Genomic DNA, 20,465 nt, shown 5'->3' with positions numbered 1-20,465 from the left:
ATTGGGGATTTTCATAAATATATTATTTATTATTTTTAGGGAGGATTTCAGAATGAAGGAAATCATGGAGTATTTGAAAGTTCGTTATTGCAATGAAAATGGTCAGGGCATTGTGGAGTATGCACTGATTCTGGCTTTCGTTGTAGCAATTGCTACATATGTTGGTGGTGATGGTACGCTGACGACTAAAATCAGCACGGTATTCCAGAATGTAACGAATGCATTCGGTAAATAATTGATTGAAGGGAGGTAACAATATGAGATTCCAGAAGGGACAGGCCATAGTGGAGTTTGCATTATTGTTGCCTCTCTTTTTAATTCTATTGTTTGGTATATTATATACAGGCATGATTATGGCCGACTACCTGACACTGAGCAGCATGGCTCGCAGCAGTGCGAGGGAGGCTGCAGTTATAAGCACAGAGAAATATAAACAAAGCAAGTATTCGACAGTAATAAGCAATTATAGTAATAAGGAATTACCAGTAGATATTTTTACATGGGATCCTACTAAGGATAAATATTTTAAAATTACTTACGAAAAAAACAGCCGGAATGTTAAAGTGGAAATAAAGGCTGATTTAAATAAAAAAAAGGTTGGTTATAAGGTGGCCAGTGTGATGGACAGCATAGCTGGCAGTAATATGAAAAACATGGAGCTGAATGTTACCTATACGATGTTCAGTGAACATGAACTGGAGTAAGCGGAGGGAATAGAATGTCTTTATTGACGCGACTGGGGCGTAAGAATGGTCGTAACAGTCAGGTACGGATTTTTGCCGCGCAGGATGAAGCGCAGGAGATGGCGGAAGAACGCTCCTATCAGGCGGTGAAGCATCGTATTCATCAGCGTATCATCGATGAAATGACACCAGCGGAACAGGTATTGCTGTCCAGTATGAACCAGGATCCCCGCAAGGTCGAAGAAGTTATCACCCGCTATTGCGAACGGGTGTTGGATATGAATACGGCCTTCAATGTTCCGCGTGGAGAAAAGGCACGGCTGATTGCCGATATCCGGGATGAAATGCTGGGCTTAGGGCCGATTGAGCCGTTACTGCAGGATGACAGTATCACGGAAATTATGGTGAACGGCCCTAAGAAGGTCTTTGTGGAGCGCTTGGGCAAATTGGAACGTACGGATGTGCAGTTCCATGACAATGCGCATATCATGAATATTGCCGAGCGCATCCTGACACCATTGGGGCGGCGTATTGACGAGTCTTCGCCGTTGGTGGATGCTCGCCTCGAAGATGGCAGCCGCGTGAATATCATCATTCCGCCGCTGGCGCTCAATGGTCCGTCGATTACCATCCGTAAGTTCTCCAAGAAGCCCTTGACGGTGGATAACCTGATTGCTTTTGGTACAATCGATGAGAAAATGGCCAAATTCCTGCGGGCCTGTGTCGAGGCACGAATCAATATCCTCGTGTCCGGAGGTACCGGTTCTGGTAAAACGACGACTTTGAATGTGATTTCCTCATTCATTCCCGAGGAAGAACGTATTGTCACCATCGAGGATGCGGCAGAATTGCGTCTGCAGCAGGAACATGTGGTGACTTTGGAATCCCGCCCGGCAAATATTGAAGGTGAAGGTCAGATTACCATCCGCGATTTGGTGCGCAATGCCCTGCGTATGCGTCCTGACCGTATTATTGTCGGTGAGGTGCGTTCTGGTGAGGCTCTCGATATGCTGCAGGCCATGAATACCGGTCATGATGGTTCTTTGACCACGGCGCATGCTAATAGTCCGCGTGATGCACTCTCTCGTTTGGAGACAATGGTGCTGATGTCTGGTTTGGAATTGCCGGTACGGGCTATCCGGGAGCAGATTTCCTCGGCTATTGACTTGATTATCCAGCAATCCCGTTTGCGGGATGGCAGCCGCAAGATTACTCATGTGACGGAAGTCCAGCATATGGAGGGCAATACCATCACCATGCAGGATATTTTCCGCTATCAGCAGCAGGGATATGATGAAAATGGCAAGGCCATTGGCCATTATGTTGCTACAGGACTCAAACCGGACTTTATGGATAAGTTTGAAATCAATGATGTAGATCTGCCCGATGATTTCTTTGCGGCAGAGCCGGAGACTAGGAGGAGCATGTTCTGATGTTGATATTTTTATTCTCCATGGTTCTGGCTTTGACTGTGTTTATGATTTTTTTTGCGGTAATCCGCAAAGTGATTCTGCCACAGACCAGCGTGCGGCAGCGTATCTTTGCCTTGGATCAGAATAATGCTCCTGTGCCAGGGACGACAGTGGTCAAAACAGATGGCCAGCGTAAAATTCGTGAGATCCCTTTCATGGAACGTGTGGTGAAGCCGGCGGGCGAGCATATAGCAGATACAATCAGCCATATGGCACCAAAACAGGTTTTGGCACTTATTGAAAAGCGTCTGGTTATGGCAGGGAAAGCTCATGAATGTACGGCACCGCAATTTATGGTGATTATCTTGATCGGTGCGCTTTCTATGTGGTTTATAACGTTCACTTTTGTTGGAGATGGCAATTATATTTTGATTCAAAAGGTAGTTTTCCTGTTACTGGGGGGGATTTTAGGCGGAATGATGCCTGTGGCTTGCCTTAATACCATGGTGCAGAATCGTCAGGCCGAAATCGCTCGTCAGTTGCCGGAAGTCTTGGATCTGTTATGTGTCAGTGTACAGGCAGGCTTGTCCTTTGATGCGGCATTGAGTAAGATTACGGACCGCATGAAGGGCGCACTTATCAGTGAGTGCAAACGCCTGCAGGAAGATATCCGCATGGGAATGGTACGTCGTACCGCCATGAAGAATCTGGCCAGCCGTTGTGACGTGCAGGACGTATCTCTGTTCATGACATCGGTGATTCAGGCAGAACGCTTGGGTACCAGTATGAGCAAGACACTCAAAAATCAGGCTGACAACATTCGGGAGCGGAGAAGACAATATGTAAAAGCCGAAGCTATGCGGGCACCGGTAAAGATTGTCTTTCCACTCGTATTGTTTATTTTTCCGGCGCTGTTTGTGGTGACATTGGTGCCCACGCTGTTGTTCCTAATGAGAAATATGTGATATCGTTATACGAGAAGTAATATAAGGAGATTTGTTTAGAACTGTTCCGCTATGCCGTGGTGGGAGCAGTTTCTTTTATATTTGATTTTGTGATTAATCATTACGTATTGTCCAAATGAACCGGTGTTTAGTTACAGGGTTAATGAGAATGGAGAATATTGTTTATATCATGCTAGAAGTAATGATTGATAAGATATATTATTTTGTGAAAGTCTGTTCGTTAGGAGATAAAAGCTATGCAATCATATATGAAGTCAATAGCAAAGAGATGGTGGCAAAAAGGGGCTGTATTAGCACTTTCGGCACTGTTGCTCCCAATGATTGTGGTAGGGACAGGTTTGGCCGTCGATCTTGGGAATGTTTATGTGCAGTATAGTCGTTTGCAGAATGCAGCTGATGCAGCAGCTTTGGCAGGAGCTCATGAGTATGCAGTTAAAGGTGATACTCTTGCAAATCATGGGAATGCTGACAAAATGGCAAAAAAATATATAAAAGGTGAATATCATAATTTGGATGAGAATGAAGAAAATGTTGATTATAATGATGACTCTTTTATGGCTGGAAAAGCTGATGATGCAGTATATTATAGAGTGAAATTAGTAAAAAAAGTACCGTTGTATTTCTTGGGGAGTATAAAGAAAAGTGTAGATGTTACAGCTGTGAGTATTGCGTCTATGCAAGGCGGTGCAACAAATAATTCGTTTAAAAATCTTTTTATATTTAAGGACGGATTTTCGGCCACAAATACAGTGAATGATTTGGGCGTTTTGAAAGATAATGCTATTTATGATGATCTTAATCGTGGTAAGAATATGATTTCTGATGTCTTTGATGGACGTATAGTCTATACCAAAGGCGATGGAATTAATAATCCTAGTTATTATCCTAAAGAGAATATAAGACATAGTGTGCAGACTGAAGGAAAAGAGTTTTTACACCCTTTAGATAGATTCTATACTTCATATGGTAAAAAGAAAAATAAGGATACGAGCATCAAGGTTTTAATGTCAGATAAGGAGAAAGATAATCCGGTTGCGAAATTTGATGACAATGGTGAATTGCAGAGTGGCAATTGGAGTAAGGCGGGCTATTACAATTATAAATTTCAAACGTTCTATGATTTTGTGAGAGACAAAGCAAAGGATTGCAAAAATATTGCTGACGACCAGAATATATATACTGATAGTAATTTGTTTAAGAGCGATGTTATAGTGGTACCAAATACGAATCGTATTCCAAATGTGAATATAACTGTAAATAAAAAACTCGGTGATAGCGATGTTCCCATATACGTTTACATAAAGTCGGGAATGGGAGTTGTAAATATAAAACTTGATACTGATACGGGAAGACCTTTGATTATTTGCATTGATGGTGATGATAATAACAGACCTCAGGTTACTTTTGCTTTGAATGGCCATACTTTTAAGGGGGTTATCTATGCACCATATTGTAAAGCAGTAAAATATGGTGATAGAATAGAAGGCCTATTAGTAAATGCAACTAATAGTACCTTTATAGGGACGATAGTTACATCTTATCTGAATCTTAATGGTGATCATTGTACGTATAAATATAAAGATTATGTTGGTGGTAGCAGTGGAGCTGGCAGTACATCATCTGTTAGTGCAGATGGCATCTCATTGGTGAGTCCGCCGGATGGAATAAAATGGCAATAAATGTTGTCACACCGTGAATATAGAGGGATAAAAAGCGCTGACCGGTCAAGTGACCAGTCAGCGCTGAATTTTTATGTGGAAATGGCGAAAGTTTCTATCAGGCAGGAGTGTTTGCGGGACTGTTTATCATAGTTAATGCCAACCAAAAGGATTTTGCCTGTGTAGGTTTCAATTGCTTTGGGGGAGGCTTTTTCCTTAATCTGCCTGATGGCAGTATTAGCATCCTTATCCCATTTTAGTTCCAAAATCATGGCTGGCATATCAGCATACTTGGGCTTGGGCAGGAAAACAAGGTCAGCACATCATCCATACTGTGGAAGGTGGTCATATCGTTGGCAAAATTTGCTGTATCAATCTTTCGCTGCTCACCGGCCATCAGAGAAATGATAGCCATCGTACTAGGCCTTGTATTCTTAATGTTGGAGATGAAGTGAACCTGCTGTCGGATTTTGTCGGATTTTGTCGGATTGCCTAGTCTTTGTGTTAGGATTGGTGCTATAATGATTCTATAGTTGTGTTATGCCTGTGATTTTGGGGAATGTCATGGGCGGAAAGGGAGGAATCTTTGTGAAGGTAAAAGTTTCTGCAATCCTTATGACACTGGCTATGCTGTTGGTGGGGGTACAGTGTGCCTTTGCTGCGCAGGCCAAACCGAACATCAAGATCCTGGCAACCGGGGGAACGATTGCCGGCAGTGCAGCGTCCGATACGGCGACTACTGGCTATAAGGCTGGTGCACTCGGGATCGATGTGTTGATCAATGCTGTCCCGGAAGTGAAAAACTATGCCAACGTGTCCGGCGAACAGATCTGCAGCATTGATAGCAAGGATATGACCAATGATGTCTGGCTGAAACTGGCCAAACGCTGCAATGAACTGCTGGCCAGCAAGGACGTGGACGGCATTGTCATCACGCACGGTACGGATACGCTGGAAGAAACGGCGTATTTCCTGAATCTGACGGTCAAGAGCGACAAGCCGGTAGTCATCACTGGTGCAATGCGTCCGGCAACGGCTATCAGTGCCGATGGCCCCATGAATCTGCTGAATGCAGTGCGTGTGGCTTCCGATAAGAAAGCTGCTGGCCGTGGCGTGCTGGTTGTCCTTAACGACGCCATCAACGGTGCTCGTGACGTGACCAAGACGCATACCACGTCTGTGGATACCTTCAAAGCTCCGGAACTGGGGGTTTTCGGTTATGTGAATGACGGTGTGCCCGAATTCTATCGCGCCTCCACCCGCCTCAATACCAGCAAGAGCGAATTTGATGTGACGAAGCTCAATGAACTTCCCTATGTGAAGGTTATTTATGGTACGGCCAATGACGATGCTCTTTTTGTGGATGCAGCCATCAAAGGCGGTGTGAAGGGGATTGTCTATGCTGGTACCGGCAACGGTTCTGTCCATAAGGATGCTGAGGCAGCACTGGCTAAGGCAACAAAGGCTGGCATCGTTGTAGTGCGCAGTGCCCGCGTAGGCAACGGTTCTGTCATTCCGGCAGAGCAGAGCTATATCGACTATCACTTCCTGGATGGCGATTCCCTGAATCCTCAGAAAGCCCGCGTGCTCCTGCAGCTGGCCCTGACCAAGACCAAGGATCTCAAGACGATTCAGGATATGTTCCATAAGTATTAAGCGAATATAATTCCCCAAGACAAAAAGCGCTGACCGGTCAATTGACCAGTCAGCGCTGAATTTTTATCATGGTGGAGATGAGGAGAATCGAACTCCTGTCCGAAATACATCCACATCACAAGGCATTATCGCAATAGTTAGAGTATGCTAACATCATAGAAGCGCAACTCTGGGATTCAGAGTTCTCCACCATCCTCTTTTGCGAAAAGGGGAAAAACTGCTGCGCTTATTTGAAACCCTCAGCCCTGCCCGCAGCTAGTGATACCGAGGGGGCTGCTAAGCCGAAGCTTAGGCAGCGTATGCGTAATCGAATTCGTCAATTACATTTAGCGGTTAAGAGTTAGGCTTCGTAACCATTGGCCTGCGAACCTCGTGGCTTCAATACCCCGTCGAAACCATTACATCCCCAAGAATGTTTATTTAGTATATCATTTTTAATGATTAAAAGCAAGAAAAATATATTTTTGACCGGTCAGATTCCGGCAGGAGATTTTTAATAGCGTGTAGAAATAATTGATTCAAATGGTTATCTCTTGTGGTTGATATTGGATGGTTGGTGTCAGGAAAATCTTTAAGGGAGTGAAATCATGGGAATCAAGCAGAAGTTCATCATGTTGGCAGGCATAGTCGGCATTATCCTGATTGTGGTCTCGGCTACGGGTTACTTTACCGCCTATAATAATCTGTCTGAATCGGTGAACGGAGAAATCGTGGCCAATGTCAGTACCGAGCGGGAGCTTGTGGATGGCTGGCTCAAGGAAAAAGCCAATGCAGTCACGGCTCAGGCAAATCTGATGACGGATGTGGAAAAGAGTGAGCTCGAACTTGACAATGAGGAAATGAAATACTTGCTCGGCGTGGCATCTTCGGACAAGGACTATCAGGAGATGACGCGCGGTGATGAGGAAGGTATGTTCCTGCCTTATAACAGTCCGGATGAAACGGGCAAGACGGATCCGCGCAAGCGTCCCTGGTATGCGCAGGCCCGTGATGCTGGCAAGACGGTTTATACCGAAGTCTATACCAGCAAGAGCACCGGAGACCTCGTCGTGTCTGCGGTGGCACCTTTCTATGGGGAGAACAAGCAGTTCCGTGGTGCCATCTGCGGTGATATCACGCTGAACGTGTTGAAGGAACAGGTGCAGAAGATCAAATACCGTGATCAGGGCATCGGCTATATCATTGAAAAGACTGGCAAACTGCTGGCTACTTCCGGCAAGGAGCAGCCTATGTCCGAGGCAAAAGAGATCAAGGGCGTAGGTGAGAAGCTGGATTCCATGTTCCAAAGTGGCAATGGCTATTTCACCTATGAAGATGGCGAAGGCGTGGAGCAGCTTTGTGCCTACACGACAGTTCCTTCAACCGGCTGGCTGATTGCTATGGCTGTGCCGACAGACTTCGTGTTTGCTCCAATCCATCGCTTGCGGGTAATCTATGGTGTGCTGATCGTGGTCGGCTTTTTGCTGGTGGTTGGCATGTGCCTGTTCTTTGCCGGCCGTATCACGGGCCCAATCGTGGCTTTGGAAGGGCAGGCTTCGCAGCTGGCTGATGGCAACCTGCGCGTACCGCAGCTGGCCGTTACTTCCAGTGATGAGATCGGCTCCATGACCAATGCGTTCAACAAGATGCAGACGAATCTGCATGACCTGATCGGCAAGATGGCTTCTACGTCAGAGCAGGTGGCGGCAGCGTCGGAAGAGCTCACCGCCAACGCCCAGCAGTCGGCGGAAGCCGCGGTGCATGTGGCGGAAACCATTGGAGAAGTATCTGCAGGCATGGATAAGCAGTTGGTGGATATCGATGGTGCCAAGAAGAATGTAGACAGCGTCTTTATCGATATCACGGCGATGACGGAAAAGACCAGGAAGGTTTCGGAAGCGTCAATCAATACTGCAGATGCGGCCAAACAGGGCGAACTGCTGATGAAGGATGCGACAACCAAGATGGCGCATATCGAGACAAGTGTCATGAACTCTGCTGACGTCGTGCGTACGTTAGGGGAAAGCTCCCAGCAGATCGGACAGATCGTGGAAGCAATTTCCTCCATTGCGGACCAGACGAACCTGCTGGCCCTCAATGCGGCTATCGAGGCTGCCCGTGCCGGTGAGCATGGCCGCGGGTTTGCGGTCGTAGCAGATGAAGTCCGCAAGCTGGCCGCTGAATCCCAGGAATCTGCTGAGCAGATCAAGGCACGCATCCTTACCATCCAGAATGATACGGCGCAGGCTGTGAAGGCGATGGAAGAAGGCAAGACGGAAGTGCAGCTGGGGGCAAAGGCTATCCGCGATGTAGGCGTGCAGTTCCAGGATATCATGGGACAGGTCAATGGTATCAAGGAACAGATTGACGAGATCACGACCTCGGTCAATTCGGTATCCTCTGGTGCAGGCAATATCGTCGATGCGGTGGATTCCATCGACAGTGTCAGCCGCAAGACTGCTGACCACACATCCTCCATTTCGGCGGCTACGGAAGAGCAGTCGGCATCTAATGAAGAGATTGCTGCAGCGTCGCAGGCACTGGCTAATCTGGCTTCGGATATGCAGGAGGCTATCAATCGATTCAAATTATAAGCAGGTGAACCATTTGACCGGTCGGAATGACCGGTCAAATTTTTGTGGCAAAATATATGAATTCGCGTTATAATGGTATCCGGAAAAATACTTGACAGAAAGGCTGGTGAGGATAATGGACGATCACCCTGATACGGCAAACCCAAAGCGATGCACACAAACAGCAGGGAGCTCCTGTTCCATTATCCTGACGGCATAAGGGCATGGAGTCTTCCTATATAGAGAGGAGATATCCATGCTAAAGATATACAAATCCCTGGAGAGCGGTCCTCTGCAGGAACTGACCTTGAAAACGCTGGAGAAGGGGGCCTGGATCAATATTGTCGATCCTACTCCCTATGAGCTGAAGGTAGTCAGTAACCTGACGGAAGTTGATCCTGACTTTTTGCGCTCCGCATTGGATGACGAGGAACGTTCCCATACGGATATCGAAGATGATTCCGTCATGGTCCTGACCAATGTGGCGGTGAACCGTGGCAATGACAGCTATGATGCCTTGCCTCTGGCCATCATCATCAGTGAGGATTATATCATCACGGTCTGCCTGGAAGAAACGCCCGTCATGGCCGAATTCAACGAGCGCACGGCCAAGCTTTTCCGCACCTATAAAAAGACGCGCTTCCTGTTCCAGATCCTCTACAAGTCTGCGACATTCTATCTGCGTTATCTGCGCCAGATAAGCAAGCTTTCGGATGATATCGAGAACCAGCTGCGCCATGATATGAAGAACAGTGAGATCCTGCGTCTGCTGGAACTGCAGAAAGGCCTGACCTATTTCAATGCGGCAATCCGTTCCAACGGTGCGGTGCTCGATAAGCTGCTGCGGATGCGCAACAATCCGGCACTGACGCCCATCCTCAAGGCCTATGAGGAGGATGAGGACCTGCTCGAAGATGTTATCATCGAGAACAAGCAGGCCAAGGAAATGGTGGAGATGTACAGCAAGATTCTCGCCCGGATGGCAGATACGTTCACTTCCATCATTGCCAATAACCAGAACTTAGTGATGAAATTCTTGGCAGCTATGACCATCATCATCGCTATTCCCACGGTGGTATCCAGCTTTTTCGGCATGAATGTGCCGGTGCCGTTTGCTGAAAGCAATCATGGCTTTTTCTATGTGATGGTCATTGCCTTTGGCATCAGCATCACCGGGGCTTATGCGTTATGGAAGAAGGATATGTTCTGATAAAAAAGCCTTCCCCTGGAGGGGGAAGGTGCAGGGTAGGTCATTTTTTGATCTCATATGTTTCTACCAGCTCTCCGTTTACGGTATAACAGGTAACGGAGAGCTTTTCATTGCTGGCATTCAGCAGCAGATAGTTTTCCGGTGTGGGCTGATAGATGGCTGACCGATCAAATGTCTTATCGGCAGGGACGGTATACTGCTGATTGCCGATAGGCCCGCTCATGATGTAGACCGGGCCTTTTTCGGCTGGCTGCAAATGATGGATATGTCCCCGGTTCCGGTAGGTGTGCATATGACCGGTCAGGACCAGGTCGATACCGAGTTCGTCGAAAACAGGCATAAGGGCATAGCCAACATCGCTGATGCTCATCATGGTCTTGGAGCCTTCCTGATATTCATCATAAGCCAGGATGTCCTTGTGCATCAGTACCACCTGCCATTTGGCACGGTGGTTTTTTACGTCCTGACGCAGCCAGGTTTTTTGTTTTTCGAGCAGATCCGGATGGATATCCTTGAGCTCAAGCATCTGGGTGTTGAGCACGATGAAATGCACCGGACCATAGTCGTAGGAATAGTAGTGATTTTGCAATTCCGGTGAGCCATTGGCCGGCAGGTTGTAACTGAGCTCATAGCGGCGGGGGCGGCAGAATTTCCAGATCAGGCTGTAACATTCGTGGTTGCCCATGACCGGCACATAGATGTGTTGGGGGAGCACGCCTTCAAGATTGGCAAAGAAATTCTGCCATTGCCATTCCTGCTGGCCATTGTCTACGATGTCGCCCACGATGGCAAAGAAGTGGGCATTGGCATGGCGCTGCCAGACCGTGCGGAAGGCCTGGCCCCAGCCGGCATAGGTTTTCCCGCACTGGGAGTCGCAGAAGATGAGGGCGGAGAACGCATCAATCTCTGCTGGAGCTGTGTTGAAATTCTGCCAGGGGGTGGCGATATTGCCCTGCCAGATGCGGTAGTGATAGGTGCTGTCGGGGGCCAGGTCTTTCAGATAGCAGGTATAGTAGTAATTGACCACGCGGTCTTCGTCGAGGCTTTCCATGTTGACCGGCAGGTTCTTCATGGCGCCGTCAGGGCCCTGATACTGCAGGCGGCAGCCCTCCAGCGGCGTCTTGCTCTGCCACATGATGGTGCGCGAATGGCGCGGATCTGCCGTTATCAGCTGGCGCAGGGCCTCAATGGGCAAAGTGCCGCTGGCCGCAGCTGCCAGGCGGGGGAAGGAAGAACTCAGCCCCAGGAAGAGGATAACCTTCCCCGCCAATGTCAAAAACTTTCGCCTTGAAAGTGTCACGATATATCACTTCTTTCTCTGTTCATGGCGCTCATAGAGCCAGGCACCGACAATCAGCAGGATGGCCAGGATGATCACTGCGATCATGCGGGTGGGATCTTCCTGGTGGGTGATGGCATCATGCCCGATGATGGCCTCAATGCCTGTGGAGGGAAATTTGCCCACGAAGGAGGCCACAACGTAATCCCGGAAGCGCATGGCGGACAAAGCACCTATGGCATTGAGCATCACGGAAGGCAGGTAGGGAACCATGCGCGCAATCAGCATGACTACAAAGCCCCGGTTGCCGCTGTACTTATCCAGATCGGATAAGGTCTTATGCTTGCTGATGATCTTTTCGGCCGCATCCCGGAAGAAGAACCGCAGCAGGATGAAGCTGATGGCCACGCCGACGGTTTCGGCCACTACAGACAGGAAAATCCCCCAGCCGATGCCGAAGATCAAAGTGTTGGCCGTGGAAAAGATGATGGCCGGCGGGAAGCCCAGCGCATTGACAAAAAGCGTCAGCAGGAAACTGAAAACAATGGCTCCGGAACCGAAGGAGGCAATATATTCTGCGGTCTCCTGAATGTCCCCTCGGGCCAGCAGGCCGCACATATGTGGCAGGAATGCCGGATTGAGCAGGTGGATGATGACGAACAGCAGGATAATAGCCGCCAGCGCTCCGAGCTTGACTACTTTTAAAGATTTCGTGAACTGCAAAAGAATTTCCTCCCTAAGGCAAATTAGTAATCATTGTTTCCGATAATCCCGCGGTGCGCATTTGAACATTTCCTTGAAGGCGCGGGAAAAGGTAGAGTAATCGGCAAAGCCTACTTCCTCACAGATGGAGGTGATCGGCAGATCGGTCTTCAAAAGGTCCCGGGCCAGCAGCAGGCGCTTGCTGCGGATGTACTGATGGATGCCATAGCCGGTATCGGCTTTGAATTTACGCATCAGGTAGAACTTGCTGATGTAGGCGCGGGCGGCCAGGTCATCGATGGAAAGTTCTTCCGCCAGATGCGCATTGATATAGGTTAGGATTTCCTGGATCTTGGGATCATAGACGGCGTTGTTCAGGCCGGACAATTCGTGTTCATGAAGAGAGCGGTTCAACAGGATCATGAACTCGATGAACATGATTTCGGTGAACAGGTCGTTGGCAAAGCCCTGCCCATGAGCGGTCTTTTCGAGCTTGTCCATATGGAAGAGTAGGTCATGGCTCGTGCCGGGAGGCTGGTGCATGACACTGCTGTTTTCCCGGGCATAGGAAAAACATTGGGCAAGGTCAACGTGTTTGGCATTCTGTTCCTGCCAGCGGGCAAGGAAGTCCGGGGCAACATAGATGACAATGCGTTCGTAATCTTTTTGGTCATCGGTAAAGACCGGCCGATGGATCTCGCCGGCCGTAACAAAGACAATGTCCCGCGGCGTCAGGTGATAGGTCTTGCCTTCAATCACATAGTCCACGGCACCGTCCAAAAACATGATGATCTTATGGAAATCGTGATAATGAAAAGGAATGGGCTTGAGTGCGGCGTCCTTCAGGCGAAAGACACGGAAATCACTGACCAGATAGCCTTTCTTCTCATAGTCGCTCATATAACATACCTCCGGATAGAACTTGTTCTAAGTATAGTACATTATGGAGCAGGTGGCAAATAATCAGGCGGAATATGGCAGGAGAAAAAACAGTGTTTCGCGAAAAGATAATTGTTTCATGATTTAGCAGGAAAAGGTCGGGGTGATATGCAAACAGAGGAGACATTTTGGCGTATTTTGATCAATCAATGCCGTCAGGAACAGACTGTGGGCGGAGAGGGGACGGCGGGAGGCAGCGCGGCCATGGTGCGGCTGGCGGATTTCCTGATCCTGCAGGCGGTGGAAGCCGGGGCCAGCGATCTGCATATCGAGCCCTGGCAGCAGGGGCTGCGCTTCCGCCTACGCATCGATGGCCTGCTGCAGGTCATGCCCTGGCAGCTGCCAGGAGAGCTGGCGCCCATGCTGGTATCCCGGCTCAAGGTGTTGGCGGGCATGGACATTGCCAGGCATCAGCAGCCGCAGGATGGTGCCTTTATCTTTCAGGAACAGGGGCAGCGTGTGGATATCCGCGTGGCGTCTATGCCTGTGGATGGCGGGGAGATGCTCGTGCTGCGCCTGATGAATATGCAGGAAGAGATGCTGACCTTGGGTGAGTTGGGGTTCACGGCAGAAAACGAGCAGAAATTCCGCGGCCTGATCCAGCGGCCTGCCGGCCTGATCATTGTTTGCGGTCCGATGAACTCCGGCAAATCGACCAGCCTTTATGCGGCCCTGCGGGAAATCAACAGCCCGGAGAAAAATTGGCTGACCTTGGAAGATCCGATTGAGCGGCGCATTCAGGGCGTGAATCAGATCCAGGTCAACCCGCAGGCCGGGCTCAGCTATGCCACGGGCTTGCGCGCTGTCCTGCGCATGGATGCCCAGGGGATATTGCTTGGGGAGATTCGGGATGAAGAAACAGCCATGCTGGCTGTGCGCATGGCTCTTACAGGCCATCTTATTTTGACTACGCTGCACACGGAAAGTGCGGCTGCTGCTGTCCTGCGCCTGCTGGAAATGAAAGTGCCGCCATATCTGCTGGCCGCCACCTTGTCCGGCGTTTTGGCCCAGCGCTTGGTCCGGCGCTGTGTGGATAAGGAGCAGGGGACTTATCGCGGGCGGATTGCCCTGCATGAACTGATGATTGTTGACCAGTCAATCCGGGAGGCCATATTGACTGGTCAGAGTCAGAAACGGCTGGAAGAACTGGCCTTGCAAGGTGGAATGCAGACGCTTTGGGCTGATGGCGAGGCCAAAGCTGAGGCAGGAATGACCACCATGGCAGAAGTGGCACGCGTGTTATAGCCGGCATCTGCGCATAAAAAACCTCCAGACCATCTTGTGGTTTGGAGGCTTTCCTGTAGGTTTTAGTGATTCTTCTGTGTGTCCATAGCAATCCAGACGAGGACCGCAATGGCCAGGAAGAAGGGGTAGAACAGATAGGGAATGATGCTGAGGCTGGTTATGCCGGCAATGGCGGAGGCAATCAGCAGCTGTGCGCCGTAGGGAATGATGCCCTGGGCAATGCACGAGCAGGTATCGAGCAGGGACGCACTTTCCCGGGGTTCAATGCCGTATTCTTCACTGATATTCTTAGCGATGGGGCCGGCAACCACAATGGCTACCGTGTTGTTGGCCGTGGCTACATCCATCAGGATGGTCAGCAGGCCAATGCCCAGACGGCCGCCGCTTCTGCCCTTGAAATGCTGGCGGATGAAGGCCAGCAGGGCAGCAAAGCCGCCGCCGTCCCGCATGAGGGCGCTGATGGAAGCGGCCAGGATCGTGACAATCATGGTCTCGAACATGCCGTTGGTGCCAGTGCCCATGGCGGAAAAGGCTTGGGAAAGGTCCGTGGTCCCCGTAGCGAGCCCCAGGACGAAGAACAGTACGATACCTGTGCCTAAAACCAGAAATACATTGCGCCCGGTAAGGGCCATGATCAGGACGATAAAATAGGGCAGGGCCAGCAGCAGAGAGTAATCAAACTGGCCTAAATCGGCAGCATCGCTGGACAGCGACAGGAAAAAGAGCACAGCCAGGGTGATCAGGGCTGCCGGCAGGGCCAGCTTGAGGTTGGCGTAGAATTTATCCTGCATGCGGGTGCCCTGGGTGCGGGTGGCGGCAATGGTGGTGTCAGAGATAAAGGAAAGATTATCGCCGAACATGGCGCCGCCCACTACCGAGGCAACGGTCAGGGGCAGGCTCAGGCCTGCATTCTGCGCTACGGAAGCGGCGATGGGCACCAGCACCGTAATGGTGCCCACGCTGGTACCCATGGACATGGATATCAGGCAGGCAATGAGGAAGAGCCCGGGGACAGCCAGCGTTCCCGGTACGAAATTCAGCAACAGGTGAGCCGTGCTTTCCACGCCGCCGGCGGCTTTGGCTATGCCGCTGAAGGCACCGGCCATCAGGAAGATGAAGAGCATGATGGTGATGTTCACATCGCCGATACTCCTGGCGCAGAGCTGGATGTTTTCCACAAAGAGGCGCTGGCGGTTCTGCATGAAGGCCACAATCAGGGCCAGCCCGAAGGCCACCACCACGGACATGACATAGAAGCCCATTTGGCCTTCTACCGGTGCAATGTATTCATACCAGATGCCCGCGCCTAAATAGAGCACGAGGAAAACCAATATGGGCAGCAGGGCCATCGCGCGTGCTGGGGGCTGTTTTGCAGCTTGTTCCATAATTTCACATCCTTTGTCAAGAATTAAAATAACTTGAACATTATAGTGAATATGGGGCATGCTTGTCAAATCCAGCGTGGCTTTCACTCTGCTGATTGTGAGGTGGCCAATGCCGCTGCCTGACGATAGAGGTTCATGATATCTGCATGGTTTTGCCGGATGTAGTCCATAGCCTGCTGCTGCTGACTGGCGGTGGCATCTTCTGCCAGATAGTCTTTGACAGCCTGCTCCTGTTCCTTGGCTTTTTGGTTGAGCGTGCGGCAGCCGATGGTCAGGGCGGTGGATTTGAGTGCGTGGATATTGATCCGGTAATCTTGCCAGTTATCCCTGGCCAGATCCTGGTCCATCTGGGCAATCCTGTCGGCGGACTGATCATGGAACAAGGTCAGCACTTTGTCGTAGATTGCCTGCATGTTGTTGCAGTAGGTAAGCCCGAGCTTAGGATCGATAAGCGGCGTTGCATCTGCTGTGCTTGTGGGCTTTTTCACCTCGACTGGTGCTGGTGCGGGGCTGGGCAATGGCTGCTGGATGAGCTCTGGCGGCAGATACTGGTGCAGCATGACTGAGAGTTCGTCACCGGTCATGGGCTTGCTTAGATAATTGTCAAAGCCTTCGCGGAGGAATTTTTCCCGGGACCCGGAGATGGCCGTAGCGGTCAGGGCGATAAAGCGGGTGGCACCGATATTGGGCAGCTGTTTGGCCTTATGCAGGGTTTCCACACCGTTCATGCCGGGCATCATGTAGTCCAGCAGCACGACATGGAAGTGTTTCTCCTGTAGGGCTTTCAGAGCTTCAGCACCACTGTGGGCGATGACAGTCTGCATCTGGGTTTCCTTGAGCAGGCTGCTGGCTACGAAGCAGTTCATGTCGTTGTCATCGACGATGAGCACCTGCGCGGCCGGCGCGATGAAACTGGATTGATGGCGAAGACCTGCGTCAAGGTCCGGCTGGGCATTGACGCTGAAAGCACCTACAGGCTCAAAGGAGTGGATCTCCTGTGGCAGTTCGATGGTAAATACACTGCCTTGGCCATAGGTGCTGTCCACCTTGATACTGCCATTCATCATGGTCAGCAGGCGGTGGGTGATGGCTAGTCCCAGGCCGGTGCCTTCAATCTGACAGTTGCGCTTGAGGTCGAGGCGTTCAAATACATGGAACAGCCTGTCTTTATCCTCCTCGCGGATGCCGATGCCGGTGTCCGTGACGGCCGCTTGGAGATAGAGCGTGTTTTTCAGCTGCTGGCCGCTGATATCCAGGGTGACGGAGCCGGAGGGCGTGTATTTGATGGCATTGTTCAAAAGATTGATGAGGATCTGCCGCAGGCGTCCCGCATCACCATGCAGGCCGTTGGGCAGTTCCGCATCAACGTTGATCCGGAAGTCCAGGTTCTTGGTCTGCGCGCGCACGCCCACCAAGGTACAGACTTCCCGCAGCACCTGCGTCAACTGATAGTCCGTGGGCACGATTTCCATGTGTCCAGACTCGATCTTGGAAAAATCCAGGATCTCATTGATGATGGTCAGCAGTGCCGTCGTGGCGGAGCGGATGTTGCTGGCGTATTGCCGTACTTCTCGCGGCAGTTCCTGCCGCAGGATCATCTCGTTCATGCCGCTGATGGCATTCAGGGGCGTGCGGATCTCGTGGCTCATATTGGCGAGAAACTGGCTTTTAGCCTGATTGGCGGCATCGGCAGCCTGTCTGGCCTGCCGCAGTTCCTCGGTTTCAGCTACACTAGTCTGGGCCATGAGCAGATAGATGCTCAGGCAGGCAAAGAGGATCAGCATCAGGGTGAAGAGGAAGAACACGCGCTGGTAGATGCTGATGATCTGGCCGGCTACCGCTGACCAGGGCATATAGCCGATCAGGGAAAAATCGGTCTGGGGCAGATCTGCACCGAAGACGAAGTATTTTCCCTCCGCCCCTTCGGTATAGACTGCGGCTGCCTTATTCCGCTCCAGCCGGCGATGTACTTCCCGCATCCCTTCCTGGATGGTGTCATCGGCCCAGAACTTGGTATCTTCCGTGGTGTAGTTTTCGTAGGGGACGGCCAAGGTGCCGTCATGGTATTGAATGATGACATGGGTGAAGGCATCGTAGTCGGAGAGGGCAAACAACTGGGGCAGTATGCTGATGGGGTAGATCTGGTATAGCACATAGCGGACATTGTCGCCATAGATGACCGGGGTGGCCAGCAGAATGCCGATATCGGGATTGTAATCGATGATGGTATTGCCATGGAAGGCAAGCTGCAGGCGGGGGAAGGAACTGTTGGAAACAGATCGCCCCAGCGTATGATGCTGGAAGTCAATGAGGCCGGCCTGTCCCAGCGGATTCTGCTGAACCAGCATTTTCAGCATGTCTGCTTTATCTTCCTCGTGTTCGGACAGATGCTTGGCGGCGGTCTGGAGCGGTGTCAGGAAGCGGCGGAAGCGTTCTCCGGCCAGCATGGAGAGGTCCTCGGTCTGGCGCGCAACGGAATGTTCCGCTGCTTTGTTGAGCATATTCACGATCCGCTGCTGGATAAAGACTCCGGAGAGGAAGATCAGGAACAGTGTCATCAGGATGGTCAATAGCATTTTCTTGCGGTTATTCAAGGATCTCCACCCCCTTTACCAGCCAGTCCATATGCTGGAGCAGGCGGTCATCCCGGATGGACTCATCCGGACGGCAGCGCAGCCTGCCCTGCCGGTCGTAGATTTCCCCAGCAAAGACGAAGTGTCCGGCCAGCATGTCTTTTTTTATCTGAGCCAGCCGGACCTTTTCTGCTTCTGTGACAGCCGGAGAAAAATCGCATAGTTCCACGAATCCGGCTTCCATCCCCACCCATTGTTTGTCCATGTAGTTGAGTTCTCCCTTGAGATAGCGGCGGATGATGTCTTCATAGTAGCGGTCCCAATTGCAGACCACGGAGGTCAGGGCATGATCCGAGCGCCAGCCATGCCTGCCCAGGTCCTCATAGTAGCCGATGTAGTCAATGCCAAGCTGCTCAGCCACATCAGCGGCAGCCGGTTCATCCTGATGATAGGTGAGGACATCGGCACCGGCTTCGGTGATCAGGCGGCGGGCTTCCTCGGCTTCCTTCTCCTCGTCCTGCCAGTTGCCTGTCCACATGACAACTACGCGGGCTGCGGGATTGGTCTGCTGTACGCCGAGGGTGAAGGCATTGATGCCGCGGTTGACCTCGGAGTTCTGCATGGCGGCCACATAGCCGATGACGTTGCTTTTGGTATGCATGCCAGCCAGAGCACCGGCCAGATACCGGCCCTGATACATGCGGACAAAATAAGATGTCATATTGCGCGCATGACATTCCGCGGAGTTGGTGCCAAAGGCAATATGAGGATATTGTCGGACCAGCTGCTGCGCTTCCTGTGAGTAGGAGTAACTGGCCAGGAATATCATCCCCGCGCCATCGCTGACCAGCTCATTGACGGCCTGCGTGCAGGCGCCGTCACCGATGATGCGTTCCTTGGTGATGAGCTCGATGCCCATGGCCTTGCAGGCTTTGTGGATGCCGCGGTATTGCGGGGCGTTCCAGCCCTCCTCGTCGATGCCGCCCAACAGGACAATGCCGGCCTTGGGGCGTGGCTGGTCGAAGGTGCTGCTGGAAAAGATCCAGCAGGCGGCGGCTAACACGATCAAGATGAAGCTGACGATGAGCCGTGTGGCCCATTGGGACAAGCTGTGATATTGCCAGAAGTTCATACCGGTTCCTCCCGTAGCTGATAGTGAACATCTTCGGCCATCATTTGCAGCATGATATCGGTAAAGAGCGGATCGAGCTGCGTGCCTCGGGCCTCAAGCATTTCCTGGCGGACCACATCTTGAGACAGGGCGTCCCGATAACTGCGCTTAGATGTCATGGCGTCGTAGGCGTCTGCCACGGCGATGATGCGAACTTTCTCGGGGATGGCAGTGCCTGCGAGTCCGTCCGGATAGCCGGTGCCGTCATAGCGTTCGTGATGGCTGCGGGCGGCTGTTAAAAGTTCAGGCATTTCCTTGACATGGGCGAGAATATCACTGCCGATATTGGTGTGCTGGCACATGGCAGTGTATTCTTCATCCGTGAGTTTCGTGCTTTTGTTGATCAGGCTGGAGGGGATGCCAATCTTGCCGATATCGTGAAGCTGCGCCATATAGTAGACGGCGCGCTGGTATTCTTCGGACTTGCCCAGCCGACGGGCGATTTCCCGCGCGTAATCCGCTACGCGGTGGGAATGACCGTGGGTGTATTTGTCTTTGGCATCGATGGTGTCAGCCAAGGTCTCCACCATCTCCTGAAACAGGCGTTGGGTGGAGGCCAGCCGTTCCTGGGCGATGGCGGTCTGCCGGTCGATTTCCTGTTGCATGTGGTGCTGCAGGGCCTTGAGTTCCAAGGTACGTTCGATGCGGCGCAGGATCAGAGTGGGAATGAAGGGCTTGTGAACAAAGTCAAAGGCACCGGCCTGGATGCCCTGAACCTCAGTTTCCTGATCCAAATCCCCAGTCAGCATGATGACGGGGATGGCACAGGTCTTTTTGTCCTGCTGCAGGGCTGCCAGCACTTCAAAGCCGTTCATTTCCGGCATATTGATGTCGAGGAGTATGAGATCGACAGGCTGCTCAGCAAGCCGCGTGAGTGCTTCAGGGCCACTGGATACGGCGGTGAAATCGTAGTCGATGCTGAGGATGGCCTCCAGCGTCAGCCGGTTGATGTCATCGTCGTCAACAGCCATTATGCAGCGCCGTTTAAGCGGTGGGATATTCATAATGAGGTTCGCCCTCCTTTACTGTTTAATC

The 20,465-nt window shown here is 51.2% G+C and carries 18 protein-coding genes and 1 other RNA gene; 9 read left to right on the top strand and 10 right to left on the bottom strand.

The genetic code is table 11. The features are described from left to right. Window positions 1-52 precede the first annotated feature (52 nt). From BLQ59_RS00630 to BLQ59_RS00610, 5 genes are all read left to right on the top strand, one after another. The gene (locus BLQ59_RS00630) at window positions 53-235 is read left to right on the top strand and encodes a Flp family type IVb pilin (protein ID WP_074570722.1); all 183 of its coding nucleotides are present in this window, start codon (window positions 53-55) and stop codon (window positions 233-235) included. Between the two features lie 22 nt (window positions 236-257). Next, window positions 258-704, top strand: coding sequence for a TadE/TadG family type IV pilus assembly protein (locus BLQ59_RS00625; RefSeq protein ID WP_074570721.1), 447 nt, complete (start codon window positions 258-260; stop codon window positions 702-704). A 14-nt stretch (window positions 705-718) separates the two neighbouring features. Beyond that, window positions 719-2,116 carry a TadA family conjugal transfer-associated ATPase gene (locus BLQ59_RS00620; RefSeq protein WP_074570718.1) on the top strand — a complete coding sequence of 466 codons (1,398 nt, stop codon included), beginning with the start codon at window positions 719-721 and terminating at the stop codon, window positions 2,114-2,116. Then, window positions 2,116-3,060 (top strand): type II secretion system F family protein, encoded by a 945-nt coding sequence (locus tag BLQ59_RS00615; protein WP_074570716.1) that lies wholly within the window; start codon window positions 2,116-2,118, stop codon window positions 3,058-3,060. Before BLQ59_RS00620 ends, BLQ59_RS00615 begins: the two co-directional genes overlap by 1 nt. Before the next feature lie 236 nt (window positions 3,061-3,296). Next, the gene (locus tag BLQ59_RS00610) at window positions 3,297-4,739 is read left to right on the top strand and encodes a pilus assembly protein TadG-related protein (protein ID WP_074570714.1); all 1,443 of its coding nucleotides are present in this window, start codon (window positions 3,297-3,299) and stop codon (window positions 4,737-4,739) included. A 71-nt stretch (window positions 4,740-4,810) separates the two neighbouring features. On the opposite strand, the gene BLQ59_RS00605 is transcribed toward BLQ59_RS00610, so the two are convergent. Then, window positions 4,811-4,984 (bottom strand): hypothetical protein, encoded by a 174-nt coding sequence (locus BLQ59_RS00605; protein ID WP_218122843.1) that lies wholly within the window; start codon window positions 4,982-4,984, stop codon window positions 4,811-4,813. Window positions 4,985-4,986: 2 nt separating this feature from the next. Next, window positions 4,987-5,133: a hypothetical protein gene (locus BLQ59_RS15845; protein WP_176756679.1), complete on the bottom strand. Its 147-nt coding sequence runs from the start codon at window positions 5,131-5,133 to the stop codon at window positions 4,987-4,989. Between the two features lie 173 nt (window positions 5,134-5,306). Here BLQ59_RS15845 and BLQ59_RS00600 point away from each other — a divergent pair, with 173 nt between their 5' ends. After that, entirely contained in the window at window positions 5,307-6,374 is a 1,068-nt protein-coding gene (locus tag BLQ59_RS00600) for a type II asparaginase (RefSeq protein WP_305367194.1), read from the top strand. A 69-nt stretch (window positions 6,375-6,443) separates the two neighbouring features. Here the strand turns inward: BLQ59_RS00600 and ssrA are convergent. Continuing rightward, window positions 6,444-6,782: a transfer-messenger RNA gene (gene ssrA / locus BLQ59_RS00595) on the bottom strand. Window positions 6,783-6,961: 179 nt separating this feature from the next. Here ssrA and BLQ59_RS00590 point away from each other — a divergent pair. Together BLQ59_RS00590 and BLQ59_RS00585 are read left to right on the top strand one after the other, a co-directional pair. Continuing rightward, window positions 6,962-8,947: a methyl-accepting chemotaxis protein gene (locus tag BLQ59_RS00590; protein ID WP_074570709.1), complete on the top strand. Its 1,986-nt coding sequence runs from the start codon at window positions 6,962-6,964 to the stop codon at window positions 8,945-8,947. 235 nt (window positions 8,948-9,182) lie between these two features. Further along, a complete protein-coding gene (locus BLQ59_RS00585) occupies window positions 9,183-10,136 on the top strand; it encodes a magnesium transporter CorA family protein (RefSeq protein WP_074570707.1) in 954 nt (317 codons plus the stop codon). 40 nt (window positions 10,137-10,176) lie between these two features. Here BLQ59_RS00585 and BLQ59_RS00580 read toward each other — a convergent pair whose 3' ends face one another. From BLQ59_RS00580 to BLQ59_RS00570, 3 genes are read right to left on the bottom strand one after another with little or no spacing between them, the layout of a single operon-like run. Beyond that, entirely contained in the window at window positions 10,177-11,436 is a 1,260-nt protein-coding gene (locus tag BLQ59_RS00580; protein ID WP_074570705.1) for a purple acid phosphatase family protein, read from the bottom strand. Between the two features lie 6 nt (window positions 11,437-11,442). Then, the gene (locus BLQ59_RS00575; RefSeq protein ID WP_074570703.1) at window positions 11,443-12,138 is read right to left on the bottom strand and encodes a TVP38/TMEM64 family protein; all 696 of its coding nucleotides are present in this window, start codon (window positions 12,136-12,138) and stop codon (window positions 11,443-11,445) included. A 30-nt stretch (window positions 12,139-12,168) separates the two neighbouring features. After that, window positions 12,169-13,017, bottom strand: a complete 849-nt coding sequence (locus BLQ59_RS00570) for an AraC family transcriptional regulator (protein WP_074570702.1) — start codon at window positions 13,015-13,017, stop codon at window positions 12,169-12,171. Window positions 13,018-13,164: 147 nt separating this feature from the next. Between BLQ59_RS00570 and BLQ59_RS00565 the strand changes: the two genes are divergently transcribed. Beyond that, complete coding sequence (locus BLQ59_RS00565) at window positions 13,165-14,301, top strand: GspE/PulE family protein (RefSeq protein WP_081342379.1); 1,137 nt, start codon at window positions 13,165-13,167, stop codon at window positions 14,299-14,301. A gap of 62 nt (window positions 14,302-14,363) precedes the next feature. On the opposite strand, the gene BLQ59_RS00560 is transcribed toward BLQ59_RS00565, so the two are convergent. The 4 genes from BLQ59_RS00560 to BLQ59_RS00545 form a co-directional block, all read right to left on the bottom strand. Continuing rightward, window positions 14,364-15,686, bottom strand: a complete 1,323-nt coding sequence (locus BLQ59_RS00560; RefSeq protein WP_074570698.1) for a Na+/H+ antiporter NhaC family protein — start codon at window positions 15,684-15,686, stop codon at window positions 14,364-14,366. A gap of 83 nt (window positions 15,687-15,769) precedes the next feature. Then, a complete protein-coding gene (locus BLQ59_RS00555) occupies window positions 15,770-18,280 on the bottom strand; it encodes an ATP-binding protein (RefSeq protein ID WP_074570695.1) in 2,511 nt (836 codons plus the stop codon). Further along, a complete protein-coding gene (locus BLQ59_RS00550; protein ID WP_074570694.1) occupies window positions 18,273-19,391 on the bottom strand; it encodes a BMP family ABC transporter substrate-binding protein in 1,119 nt (372 codons plus the stop codon). The genes BLQ59_RS00555 and BLQ59_RS00550 overlap by 8 nt, the downstream gene beginning before the upstream one ends. After that, the gene (locus BLQ59_RS00545) at window positions 19,388-20,434 is read right to left on the bottom strand and encodes an HD domain-containing phosphohydrolase (protein ID WP_074570691.1); all 1,047 of its coding nucleotides are present in this window, start codon (window positions 20,432-20,434) and stop codon (window positions 19,388-19,390) included. Before BLQ59_RS00545 ends, BLQ59_RS00550 begins: the two co-directional genes overlap by 4 nt. Window positions 20,435-20,465 lie beyond the last annotated feature (31 nt).

The organism is Pseudoselenomonas ruminantium, assembly GCF_900104055.1.
Classification (GTDB): domain Bacteria; phylum Bacillota; class Negativicutes; order Selenomonadales; family Selenomonadaceae; genus Selenomonas_A; species Selenomonas_A ruminantium_C.
This window is presented reverse-complemented; position numbering and strand designations above follow the sequence as displayed.

Coding starts and splice junctions, on each gene's coding strand:
- BLQ59_RS00615 (WP_074570716.1), top strand. CDS start 2,116: ATGTTGATATTTTTATTCTCCATGGTTCTGGCTTTGACTGTGTTTATG.
- BLQ59_RS00630 (WP_074570722.1), top strand. CDS start 53: ATGAAGGAAATCATGGAGTATTTGAAAGTTCGTTATTGCAATGAAAAT.
- BLQ59_RS15845 (WP_176756679.1), bottom strand. CDS start 5,133: ATGGCTATCATTTCTCTGATGGCCGGTGAGCAGCGAAAGATTGATACA.
- BLQ59_RS00565 (WP_081342379.1), top strand. CDS start 13,165: ATGCAAACAGAGGAGACATTTTGGCGTATTTTGATCAATCAATGCCGT.
- BLQ59_RS00625 (WP_074570721.1), top strand. CDS start 258: ATGAGATTCCAGAAGGGACAGGCCATAGTGGAGTTTGCATTATTGTTG.
- BLQ59_RS00620 (WP_074570718.1), top strand. CDS start 719: ATGTCTTTATTGACGCGACTGGGGCGTAAGAATGGTCGTAACAGTCAG.
- BLQ59_RS00550 (WP_074570694.1), bottom strand. CDS start 19,391: ATGAACTTCTGGCAATATCACAGCTTGTCCCAATGGGCCACACGGCTC.
- BLQ59_RS00570 (WP_074570702.1), bottom strand. CDS start 13,017: ATGAGCGACTATGAGAAGAAAGGCTATCTGGTCAGTGATTTCCGTGTC.
- BLQ59_RS00560 (WP_074570698.1), bottom strand. CDS start 15,686: ATGGAACAAGCTGCAAAACAGCCCCCAGCACGCGCGATGGCCCTGCTG.
- BLQ59_RS00610 (WP_074570714.1), top strand. CDS start 3,297: ATGCAATCATATATGAAGTCAATAGCAAAGAGATGGTGGCAAAAAGGG.
- BLQ59_RS00585 (WP_074570707.1), top strand. CDS start 9,183: ATGCTAAAGATATACAAATCCCTGGAGAGCGGTCCTCTGCAGGAACTG.
- BLQ59_RS00545 (WP_074570691.1), bottom strand. CDS start 20,434: ATGAATATCCCACCGCTTAAACGGCGCTGCATAATGGCTGTTGACGAC.
- BLQ59_RS00590 (WP_074570709.1), top strand. CDS start 6,962: ATGGGAATCAAGCAGAAGTTCATCATGTTGGCAGGCATAGTCGGCATT.